Origin of the sequence: Candidatus Nitrosotenuis chungbukensis, from assembly GCF_000685395.1 — an archaeon.
GTDB classification, from domain to species: Archaea; Thermoproteota; Nitrososphaeria; order Nitrososphaerales; family Nitrosopumilaceae; genus Nitrosotenuis; species Nitrosotenuis chungbukensis.
In genome coordinates, this window is record NZ_AVSQ01000009.1 from 24,530 (window position 1) to 46,314 (window position 21,785).

A 21,785-nucleotide genomic window follows, 5' to 3' on the forward strand; every position below is an offset into this window, starting at 1 on the left:
AAACAAGCCGCTACAACATGGCAAAGACCTCAAATCGAGACTCGTACAAGAAAATTCTATCGAGCCTTCAGACTCACAACAAGTGGTTTGAGAACTCTATACCGCTAATAGCAAGTGAAAATATTCCAAGCCCAGCCGTAAAAGAGGCGCTGCTTTCAGACTTTGGAAACAGATATGCAGAAGGCTGGCCCGGCGAGCGCGTTTATGCAGGCTGCATCTACATTGACGAGGTCGAATTTGAGTGCATGGCACTTGCAAAAAAACTCTTCAAGGCAGAGTTTGCTGACGTAAGACCAATTTCTGGCGTTGTGGCAAACCTTGCAATTTATTCTGCTTTTACCAATCCTGGAGACATCATGATTGCACCGTCAATTCCTGCAGGCGGCCACATTTCCCATGGCAAAAAGGAGCATTCTGGAACTGCAGGACTGGTACACGGACTTGATGTTGAATTCTATCCATTTGATGCCGAAGAAATGACTATCGATGTAGATAAAACCAAAGACAAAATTGAAGAGCTCAAAAAGGCAGGAAGGCTTCCCAAGATGGCAATGTTTGGAGGCTCGTTGTTTCTGTTTCCACATCCAGTAAAGGAGCTTGCCGATTTTATGAAAAGCCATAATATTTACATCAATTATGACGCGGCACACGTAGCAGGTCTGATTGCAGGAGGCCGGTTCCAAGATCCTCTAAGGGAGGGGGCAGACAGCATGACAATGAGTACGCACAAGACCCTGTTTGGCCCTCAGGGAGGCCTAGTCCTGGCATCTGCACAATACGGCGAGGCAATAAAAAAGGCAACGTTTCCTGGTCTTACGAGCAGCCATCACATTCATCACATGGCGGCAAAGGCAATCACCTTTACAGAAGCATTAGAGTTTGGCAAGGATTATGCAAAACAGGTGATAAAGAATGCAAAAATATTGGCAGAGGCTTTGAGCGAAAATGGGTTCAAGGTTTTGGGAGAAAGACGCGGGTTCACGGAATCTCACCAGATTGCAGTAAACGTTCTTGATTACAGTGATGGTGGAAAGGTAGAGGCAGACTTGGAAAAGGCAAACATTATCGTAAACAGGCAGCTGATCCCAGGCGACATCAAGGCAGGAAGAAACTATTTCCATCCAGGCGGAATCAGGCTAGGCGTTGCAGAGATAACAAGGCTTGGCATGAAGGGATCCGAAATGAAAGAGATTGCGTCATTTATCAAAAAAATTGTAATTGACAAAAAGGATCCAAAGAAAATGATATCAACTATCAAGAAATTCAGAAAGGACTATCAAAAGGTGCATTACTGCTTTGACAACAAGCTTGGCGCCTACGAATACGTAAAGCTCAGATAGAATTATTCGTAATCGGTAAGAAGTAATTGATCGCCTTTTCTTTTACCAAATACCAAGTCTATTTCGTCCGATAAAGTGTAGATTCTTCCCCTCAGGTATGGGCCCACCTCGTATTTTTCGACGAGTCTCTTTGCAAGTTTGAGGTATTTTTCAATAGAGGGCCTAGTTATTGTCTGGATTAGATTATTTCCGCAGATGCAGTGCTGGAGCAACGGGGTTCGCCTGTATTTTCTCCCGCACGCGGTACACCTGAATTTCTGCCTCCCGTATGCCCTCAGGTTTCCAATTATATCCGGAACAAGATGTGTCGTGATGACATTTGTGACAATCTCGTTTGCGTCAACTGCGTTTATGAGTTCGGCATTTCGAATCTGCATGTCGAATTTGTCAAGCATTGATCCAAGTGTAGAGTAGGCACTCCTTGATCTTGATGTGGTAAGAGTCGACGTGGAATGCGTGTAATGATACCCGTAGAATTGCTCATTTGTTTCAAGGCGTGATTTTATTATTTCAACGCAGGATATCTCTGAGGCCTTTTTTCCCTGGAATGTGGATTCAAAAAATTCAAGTGGAAGTTTTTTTGTCACCTCAAAGTTGTGGGCCTGCGGCTGGGATTCGTGAGGAAGAACTATCGGTTGTATTAAAAGCGGGGCGTCCATCAAACCACCTATTTTGTCTGACAGAAACTGTCTAGAAAAATTAAGCAGTGCGTCCATCAGCAGCATTATCGAGTCGGCGTCTCCATCTGCGTCACGACGTTTTGCAGAATGCCAGTTTGGTGTGCCGTAGCAGACATGTGTTTCAGTGTAACCAATTATTCTCCCCACTATGCCAACCGATGTATGCGGCGCCAGGCCAATTACCAAATGTCCAACAAGGTCATCTATGTTTCTTACATTATAGAATGCAGATTTTCCGTAGAACTTTTCAAGTTCAATGTCAATGTACCTGCACGTCTGCACGAGATACCTTCCACTTTCAAATGGGATGATCACATCCTGCATTCTGATTTCGACGATCTGATCAGGGCTTGTCAGTGGATTTCCGTCAGCATCGTGCGTGTAGCCCAATTCCCTGAGTTTTTCAACCGATGTTCCAATCCATGACGGTTTGAAGTGAGTCAGGGGCGAGTTTGTTGCATCAAAGCGCACAGTCCCGTCCTTGAACACTGTTAGATCCAGGCTCTGACGGATGAGTCCTTTCTCAAGGGGCTCTGCTATCCTGTCCTGGTTGATTAGTTCCATCACGCCCTTGAACGGCTCTTGCACCCGTATTCCCATTTTTTCCTGCGCAAGGAGTATCTTTTGTTTCAATGGGAATGGTTTGAACGAGTGAGTTGGCGCCTTTTTCTTGCATTTTTGGCAGTATGGGGCATCAAGGTCTGATCTGCAGACGGGACAGACATAATCAGTCGATGTTCTGTTTCCGCATTTTTGGCAGTTTATGCTAATTGACGGTTCATTGCAATTTTTGCACATGCGGTGGAAAATATTGCAGTAAAAGTCAGAAGATGCATTACTTGCCTTGAGCAGGTCACGTGTCATGCCACCCTTTTCGCCCACCGGGAATAGCGTGTGGACAGGCGGCTTCATTTGTCTTGCTGCCGCTTTTTCAGGCCTTCCGATTCTTACTCCAATCGAGATTGAAAATTTGGGTCGTATTTTGATTCCAGATGATTCTGAGATTATTTCCGGTACGGTGTTTTGGTTTTCAAATTTGATTGGATTTGCAAACAACAACTCGTAAAATATTCGAGCCTCCATTTCCCTAAGAATCAGGTCGTCCTCTGAGACCTCATGGGGAACCCCGAGTTTCTCTAGGATTATTTTGTGTTTTTTTGGATATGTGATTGTGTCATCTGCTATGTTTGTCGGTTGCAGGATTTCTTTTAGTTCGTCAACTGAAATCTGCTCCCAATAGTACAGGTACTTTGGGTGCAGAGGAATTTTGAAGTTTAATGAGATTTCCAACGCCTCGTCAAACGACGGCGTCTTCTCCAGCTTTTCCATCCCAGAGTTTGGCTCATATTTGATTAGTTTTTCACGCAGTTCCTCCACCCAGTATTCCTCGACGTAGCCACTTGGGAACAGTTGTGAGTTGTTCTCAAGAAAATCCCCATATGAGATTAGAATATCGCCGAGGTGGATTATTTTGTCTATGTCATTTTTGATTCTGATGCCGTGTTCTACGTTTTGGATTTTTACCACGTTTCCGTTTTTGAGCCTGACTATTGGGGTCTCAATGGTATCAACAAAGGCAACCGTTGCGCCCTTGCTTGGAACGTCAAGCTTTACCTGCGTGCCAACAGCTATTGTGTGGTGGAGTATTTCCGCCACCACTGGGTGCACGCCTACTGATGCAAAGCCCGTATTGCATGACCTGCCATAGCGAAGTCTGAATCCTCCAAGCTTGTTTGGCAGAGACAGGACGGATCTGCCTGCGATCACTTCCTTGAGCCTTTTTGCGGACGCGCCCTCGTCGTCGCCTGTCTGGACTGCGCCTTTTAGCTCATTTAGCCACTCCCACCCTTCTAGGCCATACAGCTCTATTCTTTTGAGCAGTTTCTTTGATCTTCCAATCAATCCGTCGTTTAAAACCCGAAGGGCGCCTCCCCTTACACGATCAGTCTTGATCCTAGCCATGTTTTTGTGGTTGACCACCTCGTTTGGATCAGTATCTACGCCATCAAGTTCAACAGGCAGGTTTGAAATTACTGTAACAATGTCCTCGTCAAGGACGTGAAACTGGAAACTTCCGACATCCCTCTCATAGATTCTAAGCTCCTCTACAAACCGGCCCGTTTCGTCGTCAAACGTGTTTGCCACGTATTTTGCAAGGCCTACTGCCTTTCTTACATGGTCTGCAATTAGCATCGTTACTGCGGATTCTGTCCCCCCCGCGGATCTCATCGGTCCTGCGATTGAAACTGAAAGATATTCAGAGCCATCCCTGTTGGTTTTGATTGTCACCTCGCTTATTCCCTGAAGCGGTGCAATTGTGACCCCTTCTGTGACTATTGCAAGGCCTACCCTTACTGCAAGGTCCAGTCTTTCTTCCAGTGATGAGTCCTCAGGCAAGTAATTTCCCAAGGCAATGCTTTTTGATAGTTCGAGGGCTGCAAGCTCCTTTCCCTTTACTTTTAACAGTTCGCGCAACGGGTCCGCTATGTCAATGTCGTGCATCTTTGCAACACGGTCGGCAAGGTCAAAGGCAATCTTTGGCTCCACTATTCCCGATGAATCCACGTGGGTCGATTTTGCTTCTGCCGCCTTTTCGAATGTCTGGTATGCCTTCTCCGATAGACGTCCATAATATTCCAGATAATAGTCAGGCATTGGAACCCCCTTAATTCGGGATATAGCCGTGTCTTCAGACATGTTATTTCTTAATATTCTTGATACTATTTGCTATTTCGGCTAGTCTTTTGAGGCTGTTGCCTTCTCTCTCAAGCATTGTTCCAATCACCAAGGCGTCTGCCCCAGCCGCAACTATCTCCTTTGCCGTGTTGACATCCCTTATGCCTCCACCTACGATTAGAAACCCCCTGAAGACCTTTCGCACAGCCCTCACCATCTCTGGCTTGACACTCTGCTTGGCGCCTGAGCCTGCCTCCAGGTAGACAAATCTCATGCCCAGAAACTGGGCTGCAAGGGAATATGCCGCAGCAATGCCTGCCTTGTCAAATGGGATCGCCCTAGCTGCGCCAACAAACCAGGCGGTTGTTCCCTCACCAATTATGATGTATGCTGTGGGAAGCGGCTCTAGCCCAAACTTTAGTACGCTTGGGGCTCCAAGAGCCTGAGCCTGCGTTATATAGTATGGATTTTCCGAGTTCAAAAGAGAGCTAAACAAAATAGCGTCGGCCTGTGGAACCACACCGGTAACATTGCCTGGAAATAGAATTATTGGAATTTTTATTGATTTTTTCAGAGTTTTTACAACTTGTGCCATCTCGATTTGATCGGTTGCTGAAGAACCTCCAACAAGTATGGCAGATGCACCTATTTTTTCCACGTTTTTTGCCAGCGTTACAGATTCTCTGATCTTTGATACTTCAGAATCAATCAGTACAAAGATTAATGCCGCTTTCTTCCTTCGTGATGCATGAAGGTATTCTTCGATTTTTCCCATACCAATGGTTCGGAATAAGCGCTTTAAAGTTTAATTGATATGGCGGTATACAGATTTGTATAGCTATGGCAGAGATTGAGGATTCTAATTTTAACAATATTATTCGTCAAATTATCAAAAAATCGTTGTTTACAGAGAAACAAATTAAAATTATTTTAAACCGGAAGAACATATCTGAGTTCGAGTTTAGCATCTCAAAAGGTGCTTATTTTAGGCAGGTAGGCCAGTCAAGGGACAAGCTAATGGGTCTATATTATTCGATAATATTGCTTCGTGGTTTGGGAGTATTGCTTCCAGATGATATCGATGTGATATCTAGGCTCGCAGAACAGGTTTCTGTGATAAAAGATAGTGATGTTTTTCCTGAAAGGGAGGAACAGGTGATAAACATCATAGACAAACTGGTTGCTCAGGCGTGTGGAATGTGATGTGTCACATGTTTTGTACGATTCAGATCTGAGTGATGTGACAGTAAATGACATTGGTGTTGATGTAAAGTGTGAAATTATGTTGGCCAATCACAATAAATCACAACAATTTATCATTTTAAGTGATGTTAGTAGAGATACCAGACCCTCAAATCATTGCTGGTGTGATAATTGCGTTCTTTGTAGGCATATTCGGCATGCTCGTTTACAATAAAATTAGGTCATTTACGAACCAAAAGGGTCCAGATCCCTCCCACCTATCACGCATGGAGTACTATGAAAGGCAGTTAATTGATATGAAAATACGCATGGACGCACTAGATTTGGAAGAAAAGCCCCCAGTTGAGGCGGTTTTGGAGAAAATAGAGCCCATAATTGAGAGAAAAGAGCAGGCTGTGGTCAAAAAAGAGCCTGAAAGACAGGTTCAGAAGCCCAGAATGCCCAATATGGACTTTAACGGTGTTGCAGAACACGTGTTGGGACTAATCACACTCAAGGAAATGACGTCACGTGACATCCAAATCACAATAGGAAGGAGTAGAGAGCATACTTCAAGGCTCATGAAGCGGCTTTTCGAGGAGGGCTTGGTGGAAAGAAATACCAAGCTAAAACCATTCACTTACAAGATAACCGAAAAGGGAAGAGCCAAATTGGGATCTCCAGAACAGGCAGTTACCGCCTAATTCGGACAATCATTAGTTTCAGTTTTCAGAATTTCTTGTCAAATTAAGTCGTTTTTTATTATAAAATTATTTTCTAATAATTTATAAATATCACAGATTATAAAATTATAATAATGCCAGAAAATGAAGAATTGGTCAAGATCACGGCCACAGGAACCATATCCATACCAAAACAGTTTAGGAAATACTTGGGAATGCAGAAAGGAGATTATGTCAAAGTCGTCCTTCAGGACGATTCCATGGTTCTAAAAAGAGCTGTTATTTCCTAATCGGGCCGTTTTTGTGCTATTTTGGCTATCTGGTAAACCCACTCTCTACCGTTTCGTAGGCGGTCTATCCTGCCTTTGGTGTTAAACCTGGCCAAATATGTCGAAATTATGCTAAGTTTTATCGGCTCGTTGTACTCATCCTCAAATTTCTCCAATAATTCAGTTGAGGTAAACTTGCCCATTGGGAAGTATTTGTCTACAATATGCCATATTTTTGCTCCAACCGAGTCTAATTGTGGCACCTCTTCCTGATCTTCAATGTTTAGTAGGTTCATCATTTCAAATATCTTCAATACCTTATCTCTAGTGATATTCCCCTCGATGTTAAAGTTGTATTTTGCACCGTCCGAGTCCTCCAAATCAATGCGTATGCGCTTCTTGGCCATCGTGATCGATCGTGTTAACTGGTTAACAATTGAACAGATCCTCTTAGAATTGTTAACAATTGGGGTTGTTAACGTTGACCGTATGGCTCACGCCTAGCCAATCTCTATATGTTAACAAATTAGCTTTACCTAATTATTTGGAATTACCTTGTTCCCATGCCTGGAGTGGAAATAATGGGGTCTATCTTGGCTCGTTAACATTGTTAATGCCATTCTTCACGCCTGGACTCGAAATAAAGGGGTCAAAATTGGCTTTTCTGGCGTCTGTCTTAACAACTCCTTAACTGTTTGTTAATTACTCACACACCTTCATTTCCACTCTTTCTTCTTTCAAATTTTTTTTGAAAAATAAATTAAAAATAATTAATTACGAACTAAACTACAACTACTAATTGTATTCTAAACATAACTAATTCATTGTTAAATGAAATGGTTATGGACTGGAAAAATAGGTGTGTGAGATTCAATGAATGATGATCCTGTAGACAGACTTTTGGATGCTGCAGAAAGCGGCAAATCAATCATAAAAGACAGGAAGGTATTACATTTTACCTATCTTCCAGACGTGATTTTACATAGGAAAGATGAGCAGGAAAAGCTTACCCAATCACTACTTCCAATATTAAAACAATCAAGGCCGTCAAACATTCTGATTTACGGCAAACCTGGTACTGGAAAAACACTAGTTGTAAAAAAAATACTAACTAAAATTCAACAACGAGTAGAAAAATCAAACTTTCCAATAAAATTGATTTATACAAACTCTAAGGACGAGACAACCCTTTATGGACTACTTGTGAGTATCGGGAGGCAACTTGGTTTAGAAAAAGAAGACCTGCCACCAACTGGGCTGGCAACGAGCGAGGTCTTCAAACGCCTTTTAAAATCAATTGAAACAAACCAATACAACATCATACTTGTTATAGACGAAATAGACTATCTGGCGCATCTGGTGTCAAAAACCGGGAAGGACATTCTTTATCAGCTTACTAGGGCAAATGAGCGGCTAAAGAAGGGAAGCATGACGCTTGTAGGAATATCAAACGACCTTACCTTCAAAGATAGGCTTGATGGACGCGTAATCAGCTCGCTAGGCGAAGAAGAGATCGTCTTTACCAATTATGACGTTAATCAGCTAAAGGAAATCCTTCTTGATAGGATCAAGGAGGCCTTTTTGGACGATGTGGTAGAGACATCAGCACTGAACCTATGTGCTGCAATGGCAGGACGTGAGCATGGGGATGCAAGAAGGGCAATCGACCTATTGAGGGTGGCAGGCGAGATCGCCGAAAGGCAGCAATCCGAAACCGTAAGGGAAGAACACGTGAGAATAGCGTCCCAGAAAATGGAGGAGGATAAGGAGGTAACGGCTCTTAAATCATACCCGCTTCACGAAAAACTACTGATTATAGCAGTGATGAAGGCATCTGGCCTATCCACAGGAGAAATATTTTCAGCCTACAAAAGCCTCTGCAAGGCAATACGGCAAAAAGAACTCACACAGAGGAGGGTCACCCAAATGCTTGGCGAAATAGAGATGTCTGGAATAATTTCGGGTAAGATTGTTCATCAGGGAATCCACGGAAGAACAAAAAAATTCACGCTCACCATTTCTGCTGAAACAGTGAAAGATACTTTCAAAAACGAAGTTACTCTGGAGGATATTATCTAATTTTTGGATGCAAAGTCTTTTGTGTAGACTTTGAAAGTTTTCAGATTAACCAAAACCACCATTCCCGGCGTCGGCGTAATTCCAACGCTTGTCTGGAACGGTGTTTGGGCCTGCCATGCACCTGAATTTAGGATTAGGACTCCTCTGTACAGGTCTAAATCTATGACATGGACATGGCCTCCATGGAAAATGTCTGGAACCTCATCAATCACCATAAGATCCTCCAATTCTGGCGCAATCGGGGTCTGACTGCCATAAATTGGACTCATATGCCTGGCCTTGAGCAAATACTGCATGACTTTTGCAGGCTTGTCGTAACTTAATCCAGGCGTGGTCTTTACAATATCATCGATGCTCTGACCGTGGAAAATGAGCACCTTTACCCCATTTAGTGAAACCATTGCCGGATTGCCAATCATGAAAAAATTCTTCCTGCCCCAGAGGTTTGGGTTGTATTTTGCAGGAATTGCAGGCTGCGGGAGAGCGCGTCTTCCCGGATCGTGGTTTCCGGGCGCTATGAAGACCTTGATATGTTTTGGAATCTTATCCAAAATGTCAAACACCATCTGGAGTTGCGCGCTTGTGTCAAGGGCCACTAGCTCCTTGTCCTGGTTTGGGTAGATTCCAATCCCGTCCACCACGTCGCCGCCCAGGACTATGAATCTCACTCTTCGCGCGATTGGATCTGGGCTTGAAAGCCACGAAATCATCTCTAGGAACTCTTTTTCCATAAAGTACTTGCTGCCTATGTGAAGATCGGACAAAAAGAGGGCATAAGTCTCGGTTTTTGAGCGGTTTGGCAGATGATCCGGAATATCAGGCAAAATGATGTCCTTGACAATAAAGCCGCCGTTCTTTGCCGCTACGATTTTTTCCATAATAAATTGGTCCATCAGCAAGGAAGACGCCACACTTTGCAGATCTTCGTCAATAACTATGGTCTCAATCGAACCTGTAATGTCATCTATGGTTATCTTGGTTATGTTTCTGTCCGTTTTTCTGTCCGTTACAAGGCCGCAGACATAGATTTCCTCCTTTGATTTGGTTGAAATCACTGCTGAGATGGATTTGAGCATTTTTGATTCTGGACGGTTTGATATGATTTTCTTTAGTTTGGCATACCTGCTTGAGAATAACGCAGTAAAGCCGTCAACTCCCTCAGCTGTGGCAATCTTTGTGGTTGGATCAAATAGAATTTCGTGAAAATCGTCTAGAATTTCATCTTCTGCGATTCCCAAAAATACCTCAAGATCCTGCTGGCTAATCAGGAACAGTTTCTGCCTTTCTTTTTCTCGAACAACCTGCTTGATGATTTTCTCTAATTCCTTCACATCTATCTGCTCTAGAATTCTGAGTGCGTTTGGATGGATCTGAAAGCCCTTGTTTAATGCAAAATCTAACGCAGAACTGACATCCCTTATCATGATGAAGGTTTCATAAAACAAGTTTTAATTAAATCTGTGGAAAACAAGACTCAAATAATCTACAACAAATTTTTTGTTGTGCTAAATCGGAGAATATTGTTCTTCTTTGTCTTTTTAGCCGTGTTCTCAATTGCCTTCTCTATCGGAGCCGAGATGGAGGTATCAGAGGAAGATGCCGGTCTTTTCCTAGACGAATTTAACAAATTGCTAGACTCACTAAAGGGCGAAAATTTTGGGTTAGAGATATTTCTTCATAACATAGAGATTGCGTTACCCATGTTTATCCCGGGCTTTGGTATTGTATGGGGAATATTCTCTGCGTTTTCTACAGGCTTTGCGTTTGCTGCCATAGCTACTACAAACTCACTATTGGAAAAAATCCCGCCAATTACAATGATCTTTACCACACCGTTTGGCCTAATGGAGCTTGCAGCATATTCTATTGGTATGTCACGAAGCTTCCTTTTGATAGCAGACATTCTCAAAAAAAGATCCATCTTACAACAATGGAAGCAGACGGTGCTGGAAATAGGCATTGTAATAGGACTGCTGTTGCTGGGAGGAATCGTAGAAGCATACATGATTGAAACACTCGCAGGCCCAAACGTCACACTTCCAAAAGTGAACTGATCCAATTGACAAAATTTAGTAGAATAGGCAAAAACAATTCATTAGTAAATTATAAACGAAATCAGAGGATAGTCATACTGTGAGACTTGTATATGTAGCAGGTTTGGTGCTGATTAGCGTTTTAGTTGGCATATCTGCTCAAAACGCAAACGCCCAGCTTGGCGTCAACAAGGCATTTACCCTAGAGGGAACTGGCTATGCGATATCTGGCAGCTCTGTTTTACCTGCAACCGCCGATTTACAATTTACAATAAACCAAAAGGGCACTAAGGCCGAATTTGTCCTGCAAAATGGATTACTTGACATAAATGGGGTGGAGCTTACTTCCTCCGATATTAGTGGTACATTGCTAAGAAATGGACAGTACTTTAGAATTGAATCCAATGTTTCAGATTCTGATGATCAAGAATTTTCACTCAAAGCATTTGGAAGATTGGTGGCAAAAACCCAGACCAACTCTATCTACAGTCTGACTGGAACGTTAACAGACTCTGCAGATATATCAACAAGACTGGTCTATACGATCAAAGTTTTAGAATTCACAACAACAGTAAAGCCGACAGATACGAGCAAAAAGAACGAAGTAATGGTTCGTATTTTGGAGGGCTCTGCAAGTCCAGAGGAGCAGACGTACAAAGAGAGAACAAATGACTTTTTCTTAAAATATTTTTCAGAGGATAGAATATCTATTCCGGTAGGTGGAACAGTTACGTTCGTAAATGAAGATGTGTCTTCTCACAGCCTAAAAAGTGGCATTGCTCATACTGTGTCACGTCACAAAATGTTCACTGCAGACGGAAAGATTTCAAGTGGTGACATATTACCAGGCAAGTCTTGGAGCGTGACGTTTGCAGAGCCTGGATTCTACAGGATCTTTGATGACAAATACCAATGGATGGACACAACAATTTTTGTGACCCAAGAATCCAGCTCAAAAACTCTGGGCTCTGGCAATCCGCGCAACTAGTCCTTGAAATTGATGTATGACTCTAAACTAGACTGATTGATCACCATTACGGAAAGATCGGAAAACTCCTTTCCTTCCAAATCTTTGACTGTACCTACAAACTCTGTTTCTCGCTCTGTGGTCAAAAATTCAAAAACATGTACCTTTAGGCTCGTGGTATCAAAACCGTTTTTTCTGAGGTAATGGGCAATCTCTGACTGCATAAAGTGTTTTTCAGGCGCTTTTGGCCATGGTCGTGGAACCAAAACAACACTAAATCCATCGATGAGTGCCTTTTGCAACTCAAGTTTCTTTTCTTCAATTGTGGTGGTTACATGCATTGTGATTACCTTGGATTTGTCCAGTGGAACTCTGGCCTTTGAAGCAGCAACTTGGATCGCACTAATTCCGGGGATTATTTCGACATCGCCAAAAATTTCGATCAACCTGTCTACGACCTCTGATTCAGAAAAATTAACATCGCCGGTAAACGGAATGACTAATTTTTTGTCGCCAAGCGTTTTAGCAACTTCCTGGTATGCTTCTTCCTGATTTTTCATTGTTATTTCATAGACTTGTTTTCCTTTGATCAGTAAGTCTATCGTGTTTAGAGTATACTTGTAACCAATAATGATATCACAATTCTGTATTACATCCTTGACAATTCCTGTGACATATCTGCTGGAGCCAGGTCCTACACCTACCGCATAAACTTGGGCCATTTACTTGGCCCTCTGCTTATTGATAAATTCCACGATTGGACTCCAGTTTACCTTGAGAAATTTTACTGGATCCTTAACCGGATACGTTACCCAATCCTTTACCACTGATAGCTGATAGTTTTTTTCCTTGCCATCTTTTTTTAGCTTTAATTTTAGGACGCTCCCCCATTTTTTTCCTTCAGACTCTACACCGACTACATTATCAAAGATGTATTCCTCATTTTTCTTATTTTCCAAGTCCTGCGCCAGTTCTTTCCCATCATACCCATCATGGATAAGCATTGGATCGTCTGATTTCAAAAGGGTAACCACCTGTCTTTCGACTGCAGCACTCCACCATCGTGATTTTGCCTCGGTTTTACTGACAAAAGCAAGACGCCTGTCGGTTAGAATAAACATGCATTCCTTCCCTCTGGAAAAAAGCTTCTTTTCCACTTTCCACACGGAAACCAAATGAGCTTTGATCTGTTCATCAGATTCCATAGTGTAATTCAAAAATTACTTGTTAAAAACTAATACAATTAGCTTTTATCTGCGAATTGTGGGGGGAGTATGTTGAAATTCGGACTGGTTTTCTCTCTTGCATCCGTAGTTGTATTTTTAGGAATCCTGCCCGTTTTTGCTCAAACAACCGAAGTATCAGACAAGGTAGTTGTCTTGCATACACAGTCAGGCGACATGGTAATTGAGCTTTTTCCAAACGACGCGCCAAAAACCGTTGCAAATTTTTTAAACCTAACTGAACACCAAATTTATGACAGGACTGTTTTTCATAGAGTCATAAAAGATTTCATGATTCAGGGTGGAGATCCAAAATCAAAACCTGGCGCATCTGAACATTTTTCAGATTGGGGAAGCGGTGATGTGGGATATACAATTCCCGGCGAATTTAATACAATTAAGCACAAACGTGGAATCGTCTCAATGGCACGCGGCTTTGATCCGGACAGTGCAAGCTCACAGTTTTTCATTGTTCATGAAGACTCATTCTTTTTAGACCAAAACTATGCCGCCTTTGGGCGTTTGGCAACAAACACTAGCTATGAGACCCTTGATAAAATTGCCAACCTGACAACTGGGGGGGAACAGATGAACAATCGCCCACTCGATTTTGAAAAGGGCGAAATTTTAAAAGCTGAAGTAAAAATGCGAGCAGAAATTCCAGACCTGCTTGATTTGGGTGAGCCAGAAAGGGTAGAGTCATTTACAAATCAGAATACGCAGGAATACTCCACCGAAAAGTTTGACATTTCATTTCTTGCGCCCGCTGGCTGGCTAGTGCAGGAACCGCCTACGAAAACTCCAAACTCTCCAGATATCGTTGCAGTGGGTCCAAAAATTGCTGGCTTTACCCCCGCCATTTCCATATCTGTAAAAGCTGCCAATGGAACATCGCTTGACGATTATTCAAACGAGATCAAAAATTCTCTACAAAAGACAATAGACGCTGGCAATCTCTCAATTCTGTCAGAAGACAAAACAGCAATCAATGGAAATGAGGCTATTACCAAAGTCATGTTGGCAAAATTCAACACAGGCAGTGGGCAAATCAATGTAAAGTTCAAAGAAACAATAATCAAGGCCAACGACAAATTCTACATCCTTACCTACACAAACAGCGACAGAAATTTTGACAATGCTCTTGACAAATTCAGCCAAGTCGTTGATTCTTTCAAGACGACGGCAGCGAAAACTCCGAATCCCGATAGCTCAGAAAAATCCGGATGCCTTATTGCGACTGCAGCATATGGCTCTGAACTTGCGCCACAAGTACAGCTGTTAAGGGAGGTACGGGATAACGTTCTGGGCACAAACTCCGGAACATCATTTATGACTGCATTTAACGCAGTTTACTATTCCTTTAGCCCAACCATATCTGATTGGGAAAGACAAAGCCCAATATTCAAAGATGCAGTAAGGATTACGCTTCAGCCGCTTTTATCATCGCTTTCAATTTTGAACTATGCTGAAATTGACTCTGAGCAAGAAATGCTGGGATATGGCATAGGTGTGATTTTACTTAACATCGGAATGTACTTTGTAGTTCCTGCAATTATTATCGTAAAGTCAAAAAATAAAATTCAGAAGTTTATTGCAAAAACCTAGGAATTTTCTTTAATGCGTGGGAAAGGGATATCCGGCCCGGTCCTATTGCAATTATTGCCAAGTTTCCTGCCAGCAAGATCAAGTCAATCTCGAATCCGCGCTCACCAGTCAAGCTTGCAGCCTGCTTTACTAGGAAAATTGCTCCAAGCATAACTATGGATAATAATGCAGAGGAAATTCTGGTCAAAACGCCAATAATTAATAGGATTCCTGGCACAAATTCTGCAAGTGCGATAGGAATTTGCATTTCTGCTGGGATGCCAAGGCTTGTCAAAAACCCAACAAATCCGGGATTGAATTTTTGGGAACCGTGTACCATGAAAATTACGCCAATTGCAGCCCTTATTCCAAAATGAGTAATGTCATGAAGTTTGCCTTGTCGAATTGCTGCATCCATCAATCGTATATGCTCTGACGATATAATAAAAGGTGTTGCCATAACTATAGAGAACTTGACAAGATCAAAGAAACTGTCTCATTTAGAATACAAGAAACGACTAATCAAAATCTGGAACGAAGTTGCCCCAAGATACCATAAGAGATGGGCAAAGTACGACATTGGCCCGTTTAGGAGCAGTTCAGAGCTAGTAAAACTGGCTGATGTTCGGCCCGGTCATATGGTTCTGGATTTGGCCTGTGGAACTGGTGCCATCACAAAAAGAATTGCCGCAAAGGTAGGTTCAACTGGCAGAGTCGTGGGTGTTGACAGCTCCATATCTGCAATTAAGATTGCAAAAAAAGAAATCAACAATAAAACCAATCTGGACTTTATTTTATCAGATGCGGAATTTATAAAATTCAATAAAAAATTTGATCTAGTTACGTGCCAATACGCATTGTTCTTTTTTCCAAACGCGGGCAAAGTCTTACGGAACATCAAACAGTATTTGAAAAAAAATGGAACGTTGGCGTTAACATTGCACGGGAATAAAGACACGGTTCCATATTTTAGTAGCATTTTGGATGTGGTGGAAAAATTCATACCCGATTATGTTCCGCAAGGAACGCCAAACCTTGATAGATTTGGAACTAGTTCTAATCTGAAAAAAACCATTTCAGCATCAGGCTTTATTGACATCAGAATACAAGAATACACATTTACCTACCGCCCTGGAACATTTTCTGACTACTGGCAAAACTACCTCAAATATCTTGCAAAACCACTAAGAGAAAAAATCAAAACGTTATCTGCTGAGCAAAGGAGAAAAATGAAGGACCAAATCAAGCAAAATACGCTTCCCCATACAAAAAAGAGCGGGCAAATCGTATTCCCGTGGAAAATTCTCATATTAACTGCAAAAAAACCTTAAAAAAATTGTTGGGGCTCCAATGAATTTTGGAAGCATACTCCCAACAACTGACTCCACTTGACACTATTGCAACAGATTTCTAATTAGGTTCATGTATGTACAAAATGAACAGCACATGTGATCAAGAGTTAGATGATCACTAAATCTTTTGTAAATTTATGCAAAACCATCGGCCTGTCTTTTACAATAACAGAGTCTTCTATTCTTACTCCAAACTTTTTTGGAATGTAGATGCCAGGCTCTACGGTTATTGCCATGTCCTTTTGCAAAATGGTCTGGCTTTTTTGGCTTATTGTCGGAAATTCGTGCACTTCAAGTCCAATCCCATGTCCAGTTGAGTGAATAAAATACTGACCATAATTTTTTTTATCGATATAATTTCTGCAAGCATCGTCTATTGATCTGCACAACGCTCCTATCCTTACATTTTTTAAACCAGCCTTCTGCGATTCCTTCACTATCTCGTAGACCTCTTTTGCATTATCACTGAGGGTTCCCAAACCAAACGTTCTAGTCGCATCGCTAACATATCCTTTGTAGCGTAGTGTGAGGTCAACTACTATCATGTCACCCCTGGCAAATTTTCTCCTAGTTACCTGTGCATGAGGCAATGCGCCGTTTGGCCCTCCTGCAATTATCAGAGGATTCAAAGTTGATCTGTATCCGGTACTGAACATCTCACGTTCCATGGCAAAAGACATCAAAATAGACTGAAGCTCCGATTCCCGTAACCCTGTCTTTATTTTTTTGACACAGAGCTCGTACATTTCGTCAATTATCTGTGATGCCTTCTTTAGAATGGTAATTTCCTTAGAGTCTTTTACTTCGCGTGCTCGATAAAATGGATCAGTCGAATATTTTATGGAGGGAATAGATTTTTTGAGCGATTCCATGGTAGGATAATTCTGGCAATCTGTGCATACTCTGCTGTTTTTTACTTTTGACGCCAAACTAGAAATCAAACCGACGCCGCGCTCTGCCGTAACCACTTTACAGTCAACGGATTCTTCTTCTGCCCTTCCAACTTCGAGCTCAGGCGAAATTATGGTAGTCTGGCCGTTTTTTTCTAATATGCCGACTGCCTCGCCCCAAAAACCAGTCATGTAATAGAGGTTTTCAGGCTCAAAAGATACAAGAACATCACAATCTAGACCGTGAGTATATTTGAGGAGCCTTTTTCGTCGTTCTTCCAATTTGAAATGATAACGGGTTAGTGGATTTATGTTTGTTGCAAAGTTTGTATATTGGAAACTCAGCTTTTCTAATGTTGGAAGAAAACACGGGGAAAAGAAAAGTTGTAGCACTGCTTTCAGGCGGTTTAGATAGTCAGCTTGCAGTAAAAATGATGCAAAGCCAGGGCTTTGAAGTATCTGCAGTTGCGATCAAGACTCCATTTTGTGATTTTGATTGTGGAAGAGGATGCGGTTTTGAAATTAGGGAAAGAGCAGATACGCTCGGTGTCAACCTGAAGACTGTTTACCTTGGAGATGAATACATTGAGATGTTAAAGAACCCAAAACATGGATTTGGATCGGGTATGAACCCATGCATTGACTGCAGATCAATGATGTTCAAGGCTGCAAAAAAACACATGGATGAGATCGGAGCTGATTTTATCATTTCAGGAGAAGTATTGGGACAAAGACCGATGAGTCAACATGGGCCAGCACTGAAAACCATAGAAAAAGAATCAGAGTTGGAAGGATACATAGTAAGGCCACTGTCTGGTGCGCTGTTGCCAAAAACAATACCTGAAGAAAATGGTTTGATCAAAAGAGAAAACTTGGGTATGGTTCGGGGCCGCACAAGAAGAATGCAATTGCAAATGGCACAGGAATATGGAATTGAGAATCCTCCAAATGCAGGAGGAGGTTGTCTTCTTACAGATCCTGCATTTGCAATACGAGCAAAAGATCTTTTTGCACACATTGATAACCCAACAACAAACGATATTGACTTACTAAAAATAGGAAGGCACTTTCGTCTTGATAAAACAACAAAACTAATTGTGGGGCGAAATCAGGACGAGAACAACATGATTAAAGCTCTGGCATTGCCAAATGATATTGTGTTTTATGCAAAAGATCATGTTGGACCAAACGCACTTTTGCGTGGTGACAATGTTGAAAACCACAAACAAATCTCTGCCGCGATAACATTGCGCTATTCCGATGCTCCAAAAGAAACTTCGGGAACCGTAATAGCTGAAAAAGCCAACGACAAATCGGACATCTCGGTAATCAGAGCAGAAGAATCTGAATATCTCCAGTACAGGGTTTAGGAACAAAAATTACGCACTATTTTACATTTGATGCGAAAGACTTTTTGAGGGTGTAGATCGCATTCATTATAGATGCAAAAACAGGAAAGCCCAACATACCTAAAGGCAATTACGATTCGTGACCCAAGTGACATTCATTCAATAAAAGACGACATGAAAAAAAACATGATACTCATACTACGGGTTACTCCGCTTGCACAAAAAGACGTAGAGCAACTACGAAAGCTAGTTGAGGAATTGTATAGTCTGGCAAAAAGCCATGATGCTGACATTGCAAGATTGGGCGAAGAAAGAATCATAGTTACACCACCAGGCGTTAAAATCTGGAAACCAGAATACGATCTAAAATAAAATATTAAAACAAAACGAATCATTCCTACGTCTACTTAATATCAAAACAACATCAAATGTTGTAAAATTGAGAAAATCTGTTTTATTGTTTACCTTGCTGTCAATCCTAACGCTTACATCTGGAGCACAACTAGCAGCTGCACAAAGCTCTGATAACAAGGAAAAAATGAACATAATTCAGAACTGCGAAAAAATTTATCCGGAATTACAAAAATTAGGAAACATCAAATTTCGTGAAAGGTATCAGTACTTTGATAGTTTTAGAGACTGTATCGTACTGTATAACGATTCTAGGTGGGATTCTACAGACTCAGATCGTATAGATCGACTAGTTTTACTCTTGGAAAAACCAATACAAACCAAAATCATACGAGATCGCTTCAATGATACTCCAAGCATTCCTCCATGGATAAAAGATGACGCAAAACGATGGGAGGAAGGAGATGAAAAAGACAACGTTTTTTCATATGGTATAAGGTACATGATGAATTCTAAAATAATAAAATCTGCAAACGCGTTAGACTACAAAAATTGTTCGTCTGGAAGCATTTGCTTGTCTCAGAATGATTTTGTGAAATACTCAATTAAAAACAGCGGTAATAACGATACAATCATTCTGACACACACATTTGGTGATGAATTCAACAACATCATACCTGTGATCTCAGAAGAATCTTCAAAAAACAGTAAATCTGTTACAAATTTTCAAATAAACAAAACAACGGGACTTGTGAAACACGACAAGAAATGTTGTATTCAATATCCGTTTGTACATCAAATTCCTATGGCTCTGGGAACAAAACTCAACCAAGAACATTCATCTGAGGTGGTAAGTGAGGTGATTTTTTCATTCAAGGATTACAAAAGACCCTCGTTTGTCGCAAAAGAAAAGACAGGGAAATACCTGGAAATCGTAGACAAAGAAACAGGAATAGTCTTTTTTTCAAAATATCAGGACAAAACAAAACCATTGCAGACAGTACAACTTGTTGACACTAATATTCTCAAAAAAGACACAACAATCCGATACAATGATATGAAAATTCCATTTTGGTTTAAAAACACCGTTAAATGGTGGACAGAAGGAAAAATTTCAGATTCTGAATACGTTTCAGGAATATCGTATCTGCTAAAAAATGATATTTTGCGTATCTGATAAGCTCAAAACAGCCTAACTGCTTCTTGGACCTGTGGGTAGTGTGCAGGAACTCTAAACATTCTGCGAACGGTCATCGCAAGATTTTCACATTTCCTTCTTTCGCCGTGATTTACAAGAACTCTTCTTAGCTTTGGCCTTAGTTTGTGGATAAATGAGAGCAGCTGATTATAGTCGCTGTGACCGCTAAATCCGTCAAGCTTTATCATTGAACAGTTGATGTTTACGACCTCCACCTTTCCGTCTTTTCCCAAGAGCGATACTTGTTTTGCGCCATCTAATACTCTGCGTCCAAGCGTTCCATTTACCTGATATGAGACAAAAATTATTTTGTTCTTGCTTCCCGGCGCAATGTTTTTGAAATATTCTAGGACGGGACCACCCTCCAGCATACCTGACGTTGCAAGTATGATACACGGCGTACCTTCCCGCAGCGGCTCTTCTCTTGCGTCAGAGTGTTCTATGTTAGTAAAGTATTCTGAATCAAACGGATTGTCATCAGTCTCAAGAATTTTCTGCCTAAGCTCACGTGCTAGATATTCTGGGTATGCCTCATGAATTGCGGTCGCTTCTGATATCATGCCCTCCATAAACACAGGCGCTTCCATCATTTGGCCTGCCTTCATGTAATGATCAATTACCATCATTATTTCCTGCGCGCGTCCAACTGCTGGAATGGGGATAAGCACCTTGCCGCCGTCGACAAGCGCATTATTGACTGCGTTAATGAATGCAGATTCGACTTCTTGCCTTGTCGGCTGAATGTCTTCTTTTGCACCATACGTACTTTCAATTAGCAGAGTTTCAACTCGTGGATAGTTCCATGAGGCACTTTCAAACAAAATACTTTTTCCAAACTTTATGTCTCCAGTGTATACAAAATTATGATCACCATTACCAATATGGAAATGACACGTTGCTGATCCTAAAATATGCCCTGCATTTGAAAAGACAAGTTTGATGTCAGGCGAAATATCTGTTACGGTTCCATATGGAATTGTAATTGCTTGCTTCATAATTTGCTTGACGTCTCTTTCTGCATACAATGCGGCTCGCCCCTGTGCAGCAGCTACCTTTACTGCATCCAACTGAATCAAATTCATCATCGGCAGTGTTGGCTCTGTGCAGTAGATCGGCCCTTTATATCCATACTTACAGAGAACTGGCAAGAATCCTGTATGATCCAAGTGCGCATGACCTATGACAATTGCATCAATCTCGTCCAACGTGACATTTGCCCAGTCAAGTCGTGGAAATGCCTCCATCGGGCTCCTAGCTCCTGGGTTGATGCCACAATCAATCAAAATTTTACTCTCAGGAGTAGTCAGTATCATGCTTGATCTTCCTACCTGGCCAAAGCCACCAAGGGTTAACAACGAAACTTCGGATTTTTGGGCTAGGCGAGGGCGGAATATGCTTTCACCAATCTGCTTGAGATGCTTTGCCCTGTCTGACGCGGAAACCTTGAGATTGTAGTTTATTGCCTGAATTGTGCTTGACGGAACCGTCGTTGCCTTTCTTACCCGTATTCTCCAACCCATGCTTTCTGTCAACTGTGGGCTGTTAAAGCTAGGATTATTGTACAGTAACCACGGTCGTTTTACCTCTATTGAGACCTCACCAGTGGTGGTGTCAAAAAAGGCACCCTGAAGCTCTGCTTCCTTAGGCAAAGCTTTTGCAATTACCTGTCTTGCCTCGTCCTCCGGCTTTCTGATGGATTCCTCGGTTCTTACTACGATTCTTTTTTTAATCACATTGACTAGATCAGAAATAATCTCGTTGTGCTCCATCAAGTATAGTGGAGATTTTGTGTATAGTGCAATCCTTGGCCCCTCGTAGTCGATTTTACTTACTTTGGCCTCTTTTGGAATACTTTGCAGTATGGTTGCCATTACATTCTGGGTTGTTGATTGTGTATCCTTTTCCTGTTGTTTTTTTTGCATGAAATCA

At 41.7% G+C, this 21,785-nt stretch carries 21 protein-coding genes; 12 read left to right on the forward strand and 9 right to left on the reverse strand.

All coding sequences use genetic code 11. The features are described from left to right. Nucleotides 1-17 precede the first annotated feature (17 nt). Nucleotides 18-1,340, forward strand: a complete 1,323-nt coding sequence (locus NKMY2_RS02115; protein WP_042684014.1) for a serine hydroxymethyltransferase — start codon at nt 18-20, stop codon at nt 1,338-1,340. Between the two features lie 2 nt (nt 1,341-1,342). On the opposite strand, the gene NKMY2_RS02120 is transcribed toward NKMY2_RS02115, so the two are convergent. Then, nucleotides 1,343-4,717 carry a DNA polymerase II large subunit gene (locus NKMY2_RS02120; protein ID WP_042684016.1) on the reverse strand — a complete coding sequence of 1,125 codons (3,375 nt, stop codon included), beginning with the start codon at nt 4,715-4,717 and terminating at the stop codon, nt 1,343-1,345. 1 nt (nt 4,718) lies between these two features. Further along, nucleotides 4,719-5,471 (reverse strand): phosphoglycerol geranylgeranyltransferase, encoded by a 753-nt coding sequence (locus tag NKMY2_RS02125; RefSeq protein WP_042684017.1) that lies wholly within the window; start codon nt 5,469-5,471, stop codon nt 4,719-4,721. Between the two features lie 65 nt (nt 5,472-5,536). Here NKMY2_RS02125 and NKMY2_RS02130 point away from each other — a divergent pair, with 65 nt between their 5' ends. From NKMY2_RS02130 to NKMY2_RS02140, 3 genes are all read left to right on the forward strand, one after another. Then, the gene (locus NKMY2_RS02130; RefSeq protein WP_042684018.1) at nt 5,537-5,899 is read left to right on the forward strand and encodes a hypothetical protein; all 363 of its coding nucleotides are present in this window, start codon (nt 5,537-5,539) and stop codon (nt 5,897-5,899) included. 125 nt (nt 5,900-6,024) lie between these two features. Then, a complete protein-coding gene (locus tag NKMY2_RS02135) occupies nt 6,025-6,582 on the forward strand; it encodes a winged helix DNA-binding protein (protein ID WP_042684020.1) in 558 nt (185 codons plus the stop codon). Between the two features lie 113 nt (nt 6,583-6,695). After that, the gene (locus tag NKMY2_RS02140) at nt 6,696-6,851 is read left to right on the forward strand and encodes an AbrB/MazE/SpoVT family DNA-binding domain-containing protein (RefSeq protein WP_320408946.1); all 156 of its coding nucleotides are present in this window, start codon (nt 6,696-6,698) and stop codon (nt 6,849-6,851) included. Here NKMY2_RS02140 and NKMY2_RS02145 read toward each other — a convergent pair. Beyond that, on the reverse strand, nt 6,848-7,237 hold the full coding sequence (locus NKMY2_RS02145) for a hypothetical protein (protein ID WP_042684023.1): 390 nt from the start codon (nt 7,235-7,237) through the stop codon (nt 6,848-6,850). The two genes, NKMY2_RS02140 and NKMY2_RS02145, sit on opposite strands and share 4 nt — an antisense overlap. 466 nt (nt 7,238-7,703) lie before the next feature. On the opposite strand from NKMY2_RS02145, the gene NKMY2_RS02150 reads away from it, so the two are divergent. After that, nucleotides 7,704-8,909 (forward strand): Cdc6/Cdc18 family protein, encoded by a 1,206-nt coding sequence (locus NKMY2_RS02150; protein ID WP_042684024.1) that lies wholly within the window; start codon nt 7,704-7,706, stop codon nt 8,907-8,909. On the opposite strand, the gene NKMY2_RS02155 is transcribed toward NKMY2_RS02150, so the two are convergent. Next, nucleotides 8,906-10,333: a DNA-directed DNA polymerase II small subunit gene (locus tag NKMY2_RS02155; protein WP_042684239.1), complete on the reverse strand. Its 1,428-nt coding sequence runs from the start codon at nt 10,331-10,333 to the stop codon at nt 8,906-8,908. The two genes, NKMY2_RS02150 and NKMY2_RS02155, sit on opposite strands and share 4 nt — an antisense overlap. Before the next feature lie 78 nt (nt 10,334-10,411). Here NKMY2_RS02155 and NKMY2_RS02160 point away from each other — a divergent pair, with 78 nt between their 5' ends. Together NKMY2_RS02160 and NKMY2_RS02165 are read left to right on the forward strand one after the other, a co-directional pair. Beyond that, complete coding sequence (locus tag NKMY2_RS02160) at nt 10,412-10,963, forward strand: stage II sporulation protein M (protein WP_255347489.1); 552 nt, start codon at nt 10,412-10,414, stop codon at nt 10,961-10,963. A 79-nt stretch (nt 10,964-11,042) separates the two neighbouring features. Continuing rightward, a complete protein-coding gene (locus NKMY2_RS02165) occupies nt 11,043-11,930 on the forward strand; it encodes a cupredoxin domain-containing protein (protein WP_042684026.1) in 888 nt (295 codons plus the stop codon). Here NKMY2_RS02165 and NKMY2_RS02170 read toward each other — a convergent pair. Then, a complete protein-coding gene (locus NKMY2_RS02170; protein ID WP_042684028.1) occupies nt 11,927-12,631 on the reverse strand; it encodes an SAM-dependent methyltransferase in 705 nt (234 codons plus the stop codon). The two genes, NKMY2_RS02165 and NKMY2_RS02170, sit on opposite strands and share 4 nt — an antisense overlap. Beyond that, the gene (locus NKMY2_RS02175; protein WP_042684029.1) at nt 12,632-13,114 is read right to left on the reverse strand and encodes a hypothetical protein; all 483 of its coding nucleotides are present in this window, start codon (nt 13,112-13,114) and stop codon (nt 12,632-12,634) included. 69 nt (nt 13,115-13,183) lie between these two features. On the opposite strand from NKMY2_RS02175, the gene NKMY2_RS02180 reads away from it, so the two are divergent. Continuing rightward, nucleotides 13,184-14,737, forward strand: coding sequence for a peptidylprolyl isomerase (locus NKMY2_RS02180; protein WP_042684030.1), 1,554 nt, complete (start codon nt 13,184-13,186; stop codon nt 14,735-14,737). Here NKMY2_RS02180 and NKMY2_RS02185 read toward each other — a convergent pair. Then, nucleotides 14,721-15,134 carry a DoxX family protein gene (locus NKMY2_RS02185; RefSeq protein WP_042684032.1) on the reverse strand — a complete coding sequence of 138 codons (414 nt, stop codon included), beginning with the start codon at nt 15,132-15,134 and terminating at the stop codon, nt 14,721-14,723. The two genes, NKMY2_RS02180 and NKMY2_RS02185, sit on opposite strands and share 17 nt — an antisense overlap. A gap of 55 nt (nt 15,135-15,189) precedes the next feature. Here NKMY2_RS02185 and NKMY2_RS02190 point away from each other — a divergent pair, with 55 nt between their 5' ends. Next, complete coding sequence (locus NKMY2_RS02190; protein ID WP_042684033.1) at nt 15,190-16,047, forward strand: class I SAM-dependent methyltransferase; 858 nt, start codon at nt 15,190-15,192, stop codon at nt 16,045-16,047. A 128-nt stretch (nt 16,048-16,175) separates the two neighbouring features. Here NKMY2_RS02190 and NKMY2_RS02195 read toward each other — a convergent pair whose 3' ends face one another. Beyond that, complete coding sequence (locus tag NKMY2_RS02195; protein WP_042684034.1) at nt 16,176-17,240, reverse strand: M24 family metallopeptidase; 1,065 nt, start codon at nt 17,238-17,240, stop codon at nt 16,176-16,178. 71 nt (nt 17,241-17,311) lie between these two features. Between NKMY2_RS02195 and NKMY2_RS02200 the strand changes: the two genes are divergently transcribed. The 3 genes from NKMY2_RS02200 to NKMY2_RS02210 all read left to right on the forward strand — a co-directional run bounded on the left by NKMY2_RS02200 (nt 17,312) and on the right by NKMY2_RS02210 (nt 19,835). Next, nucleotides 17,312-18,328: a DUF814 domain-containing protein gene (locus tag NKMY2_RS02200; protein ID WP_042684243.1), complete on the forward strand. Its 1,017-nt coding sequence runs from the start codon at nt 17,312-17,314 to the stop codon at nt 18,326-18,328. 72 nt (nt 18,329-18,400) lie between these two features. After that, nucleotides 18,401-18,679 (forward strand): cell division protein SepF, encoded by a 279-nt coding sequence (gene sepF, locus NKMY2_RS02205; RefSeq protein WP_042684035.1) that lies wholly within the window; start codon nt 18,401-18,403, stop codon nt 18,677-18,679. A gap of 67 nt (nt 18,680-18,746) precedes the next feature. After that, nucleotides 18,747-19,835: a hypothetical protein gene (locus tag NKMY2_RS02210; protein WP_157832417.1), complete on the forward strand. Its 1,089-nt coding sequence runs from the start codon at nt 18,747-18,749 to the stop codon at nt 19,833-19,835. 5 nt (nt 19,836-19,840) lie between these two features. Here the strand turns inward: NKMY2_RS02210 and NKMY2_RS02215 are convergent, their stop codons facing one another. After that, a complete protein-coding gene (locus tag NKMY2_RS02215; protein ID WP_042684039.1) occupies nt 19,841-21,778 on the reverse strand; it encodes a beta-CASP ribonuclease aCPSF1 in 1,938 nt (645 codons plus the stop codon). Nucleotides 21,779-21,785: the final 7 nt, after the last annotated feature.

Excerpts from the sequence above, each read along its gene's own strand:
- NKMY2_RS02170 (WP_042684028.1), bottom strand. The coding sequence starts at position 12,631 with ATGGCCCAAGTTTATGCGGTAGGTGTAGGACCTGGCTCCAGCAGATAT.
- NKMY2_RS02145 (WP_042684023.1), bottom strand. The coding sequence starts at position 7,237 with ATGGCCAAGAAGCGCATACGCATTGATTTGGAGGACTCGGACGGTGCA.
- NKMY2_RS02185 (WP_042684032.1), bottom strand. The coding sequence starts at position 15,134 with ATGGATGCAGCAATTCGACAAGGCAAACTTCATGACATTACTCATTTT.
- NKMY2_RS02115 (WP_042684014.1), top strand. The coding sequence starts at position 18 with ATGGCAAAGACCTCAAATCGAGACTCGTACAAGAAAATTCTATCGAGC.
- NKMY2_RS02155 (WP_042684239.1), bottom strand. The coding sequence starts at position 10,333 with ATGATAAGGGATGTCAGTTCTGCGTTAGATTTTGCATTAAACAAGGGC.
- sepF (WP_042684035.1), top strand. The coding sequence starts at position 18,401 with ATGCAAAAACAGGAAAGCCCAACATACCTAAAGGCAATTACGATTCGT.
- NKMY2_RS02135 (WP_042684020.1), top strand. The coding sequence starts at position 6,025 with ATGTTAGTAGAGATACCAGACCCTCAAATCATTGCTGGTGTGATAATT.
- NKMY2_RS02130 (WP_042684018.1), top strand. The coding sequence starts at position 5,537 with ATGGCAGAGATTGAGGATTCTAATTTTAACAATATTATTCGTCAAATT.
- NKMY2_RS02140 (WP_320408946.1), top strand. The coding sequence starts at position 6,696 with ATGCCAGAAAATGAAGAATTGGTCAAGATCACGGCCACAGGAACCATA.
- NKMY2_RS02125 (WP_042684017.1), bottom strand. The coding sequence starts at position 5,471 with ATGGGAAAAATCGAAGAATACCTTCATGCATCACGAAGGAAGAAAGCG.
- NKMY2_RS02150 (WP_042684024.1), top strand. The coding sequence starts at position 7,704 with ATGAATGATGATCCTGTAGACAGACTTTTGGATGCTGCAGAAAGCGGC.
- NKMY2_RS02200 (WP_042684243.1), top strand. The coding sequence starts at position 17,312 with ATGTTGGAAGAAAACACGGGGAAAAGAAAAGTTGTAGCACTGCTTTCA.
- NKMY2_RS02120 (WP_042684016.1), bottom strand. The coding sequence starts at position 4,717 with ATGTCTGAAGACACGGCTATATCCCGAATTAAGGGGGTTCCAATGCCT.
- NKMY2_RS02180 (WP_042684030.1), top strand. The coding sequence starts at position 13,184 with ATGTTGAAATTCGGACTGGTTTTCTCTCTTGCATCCGTAGTTGTATTT.
- NKMY2_RS02175 (WP_042684029.1), bottom strand. The coding sequence starts at position 13,114 with ATGGAATCTGATGAACAGATCAAAGCTCATTTGGTTTCCGTGTGGAAA.
- NKMY2_RS02215 (WP_042684039.1), bottom strand. The coding sequence starts at position 21,778 with ATGCAAAAAAAACAACAGGAAAAGGATACACAATCAACAACCCAGAAT.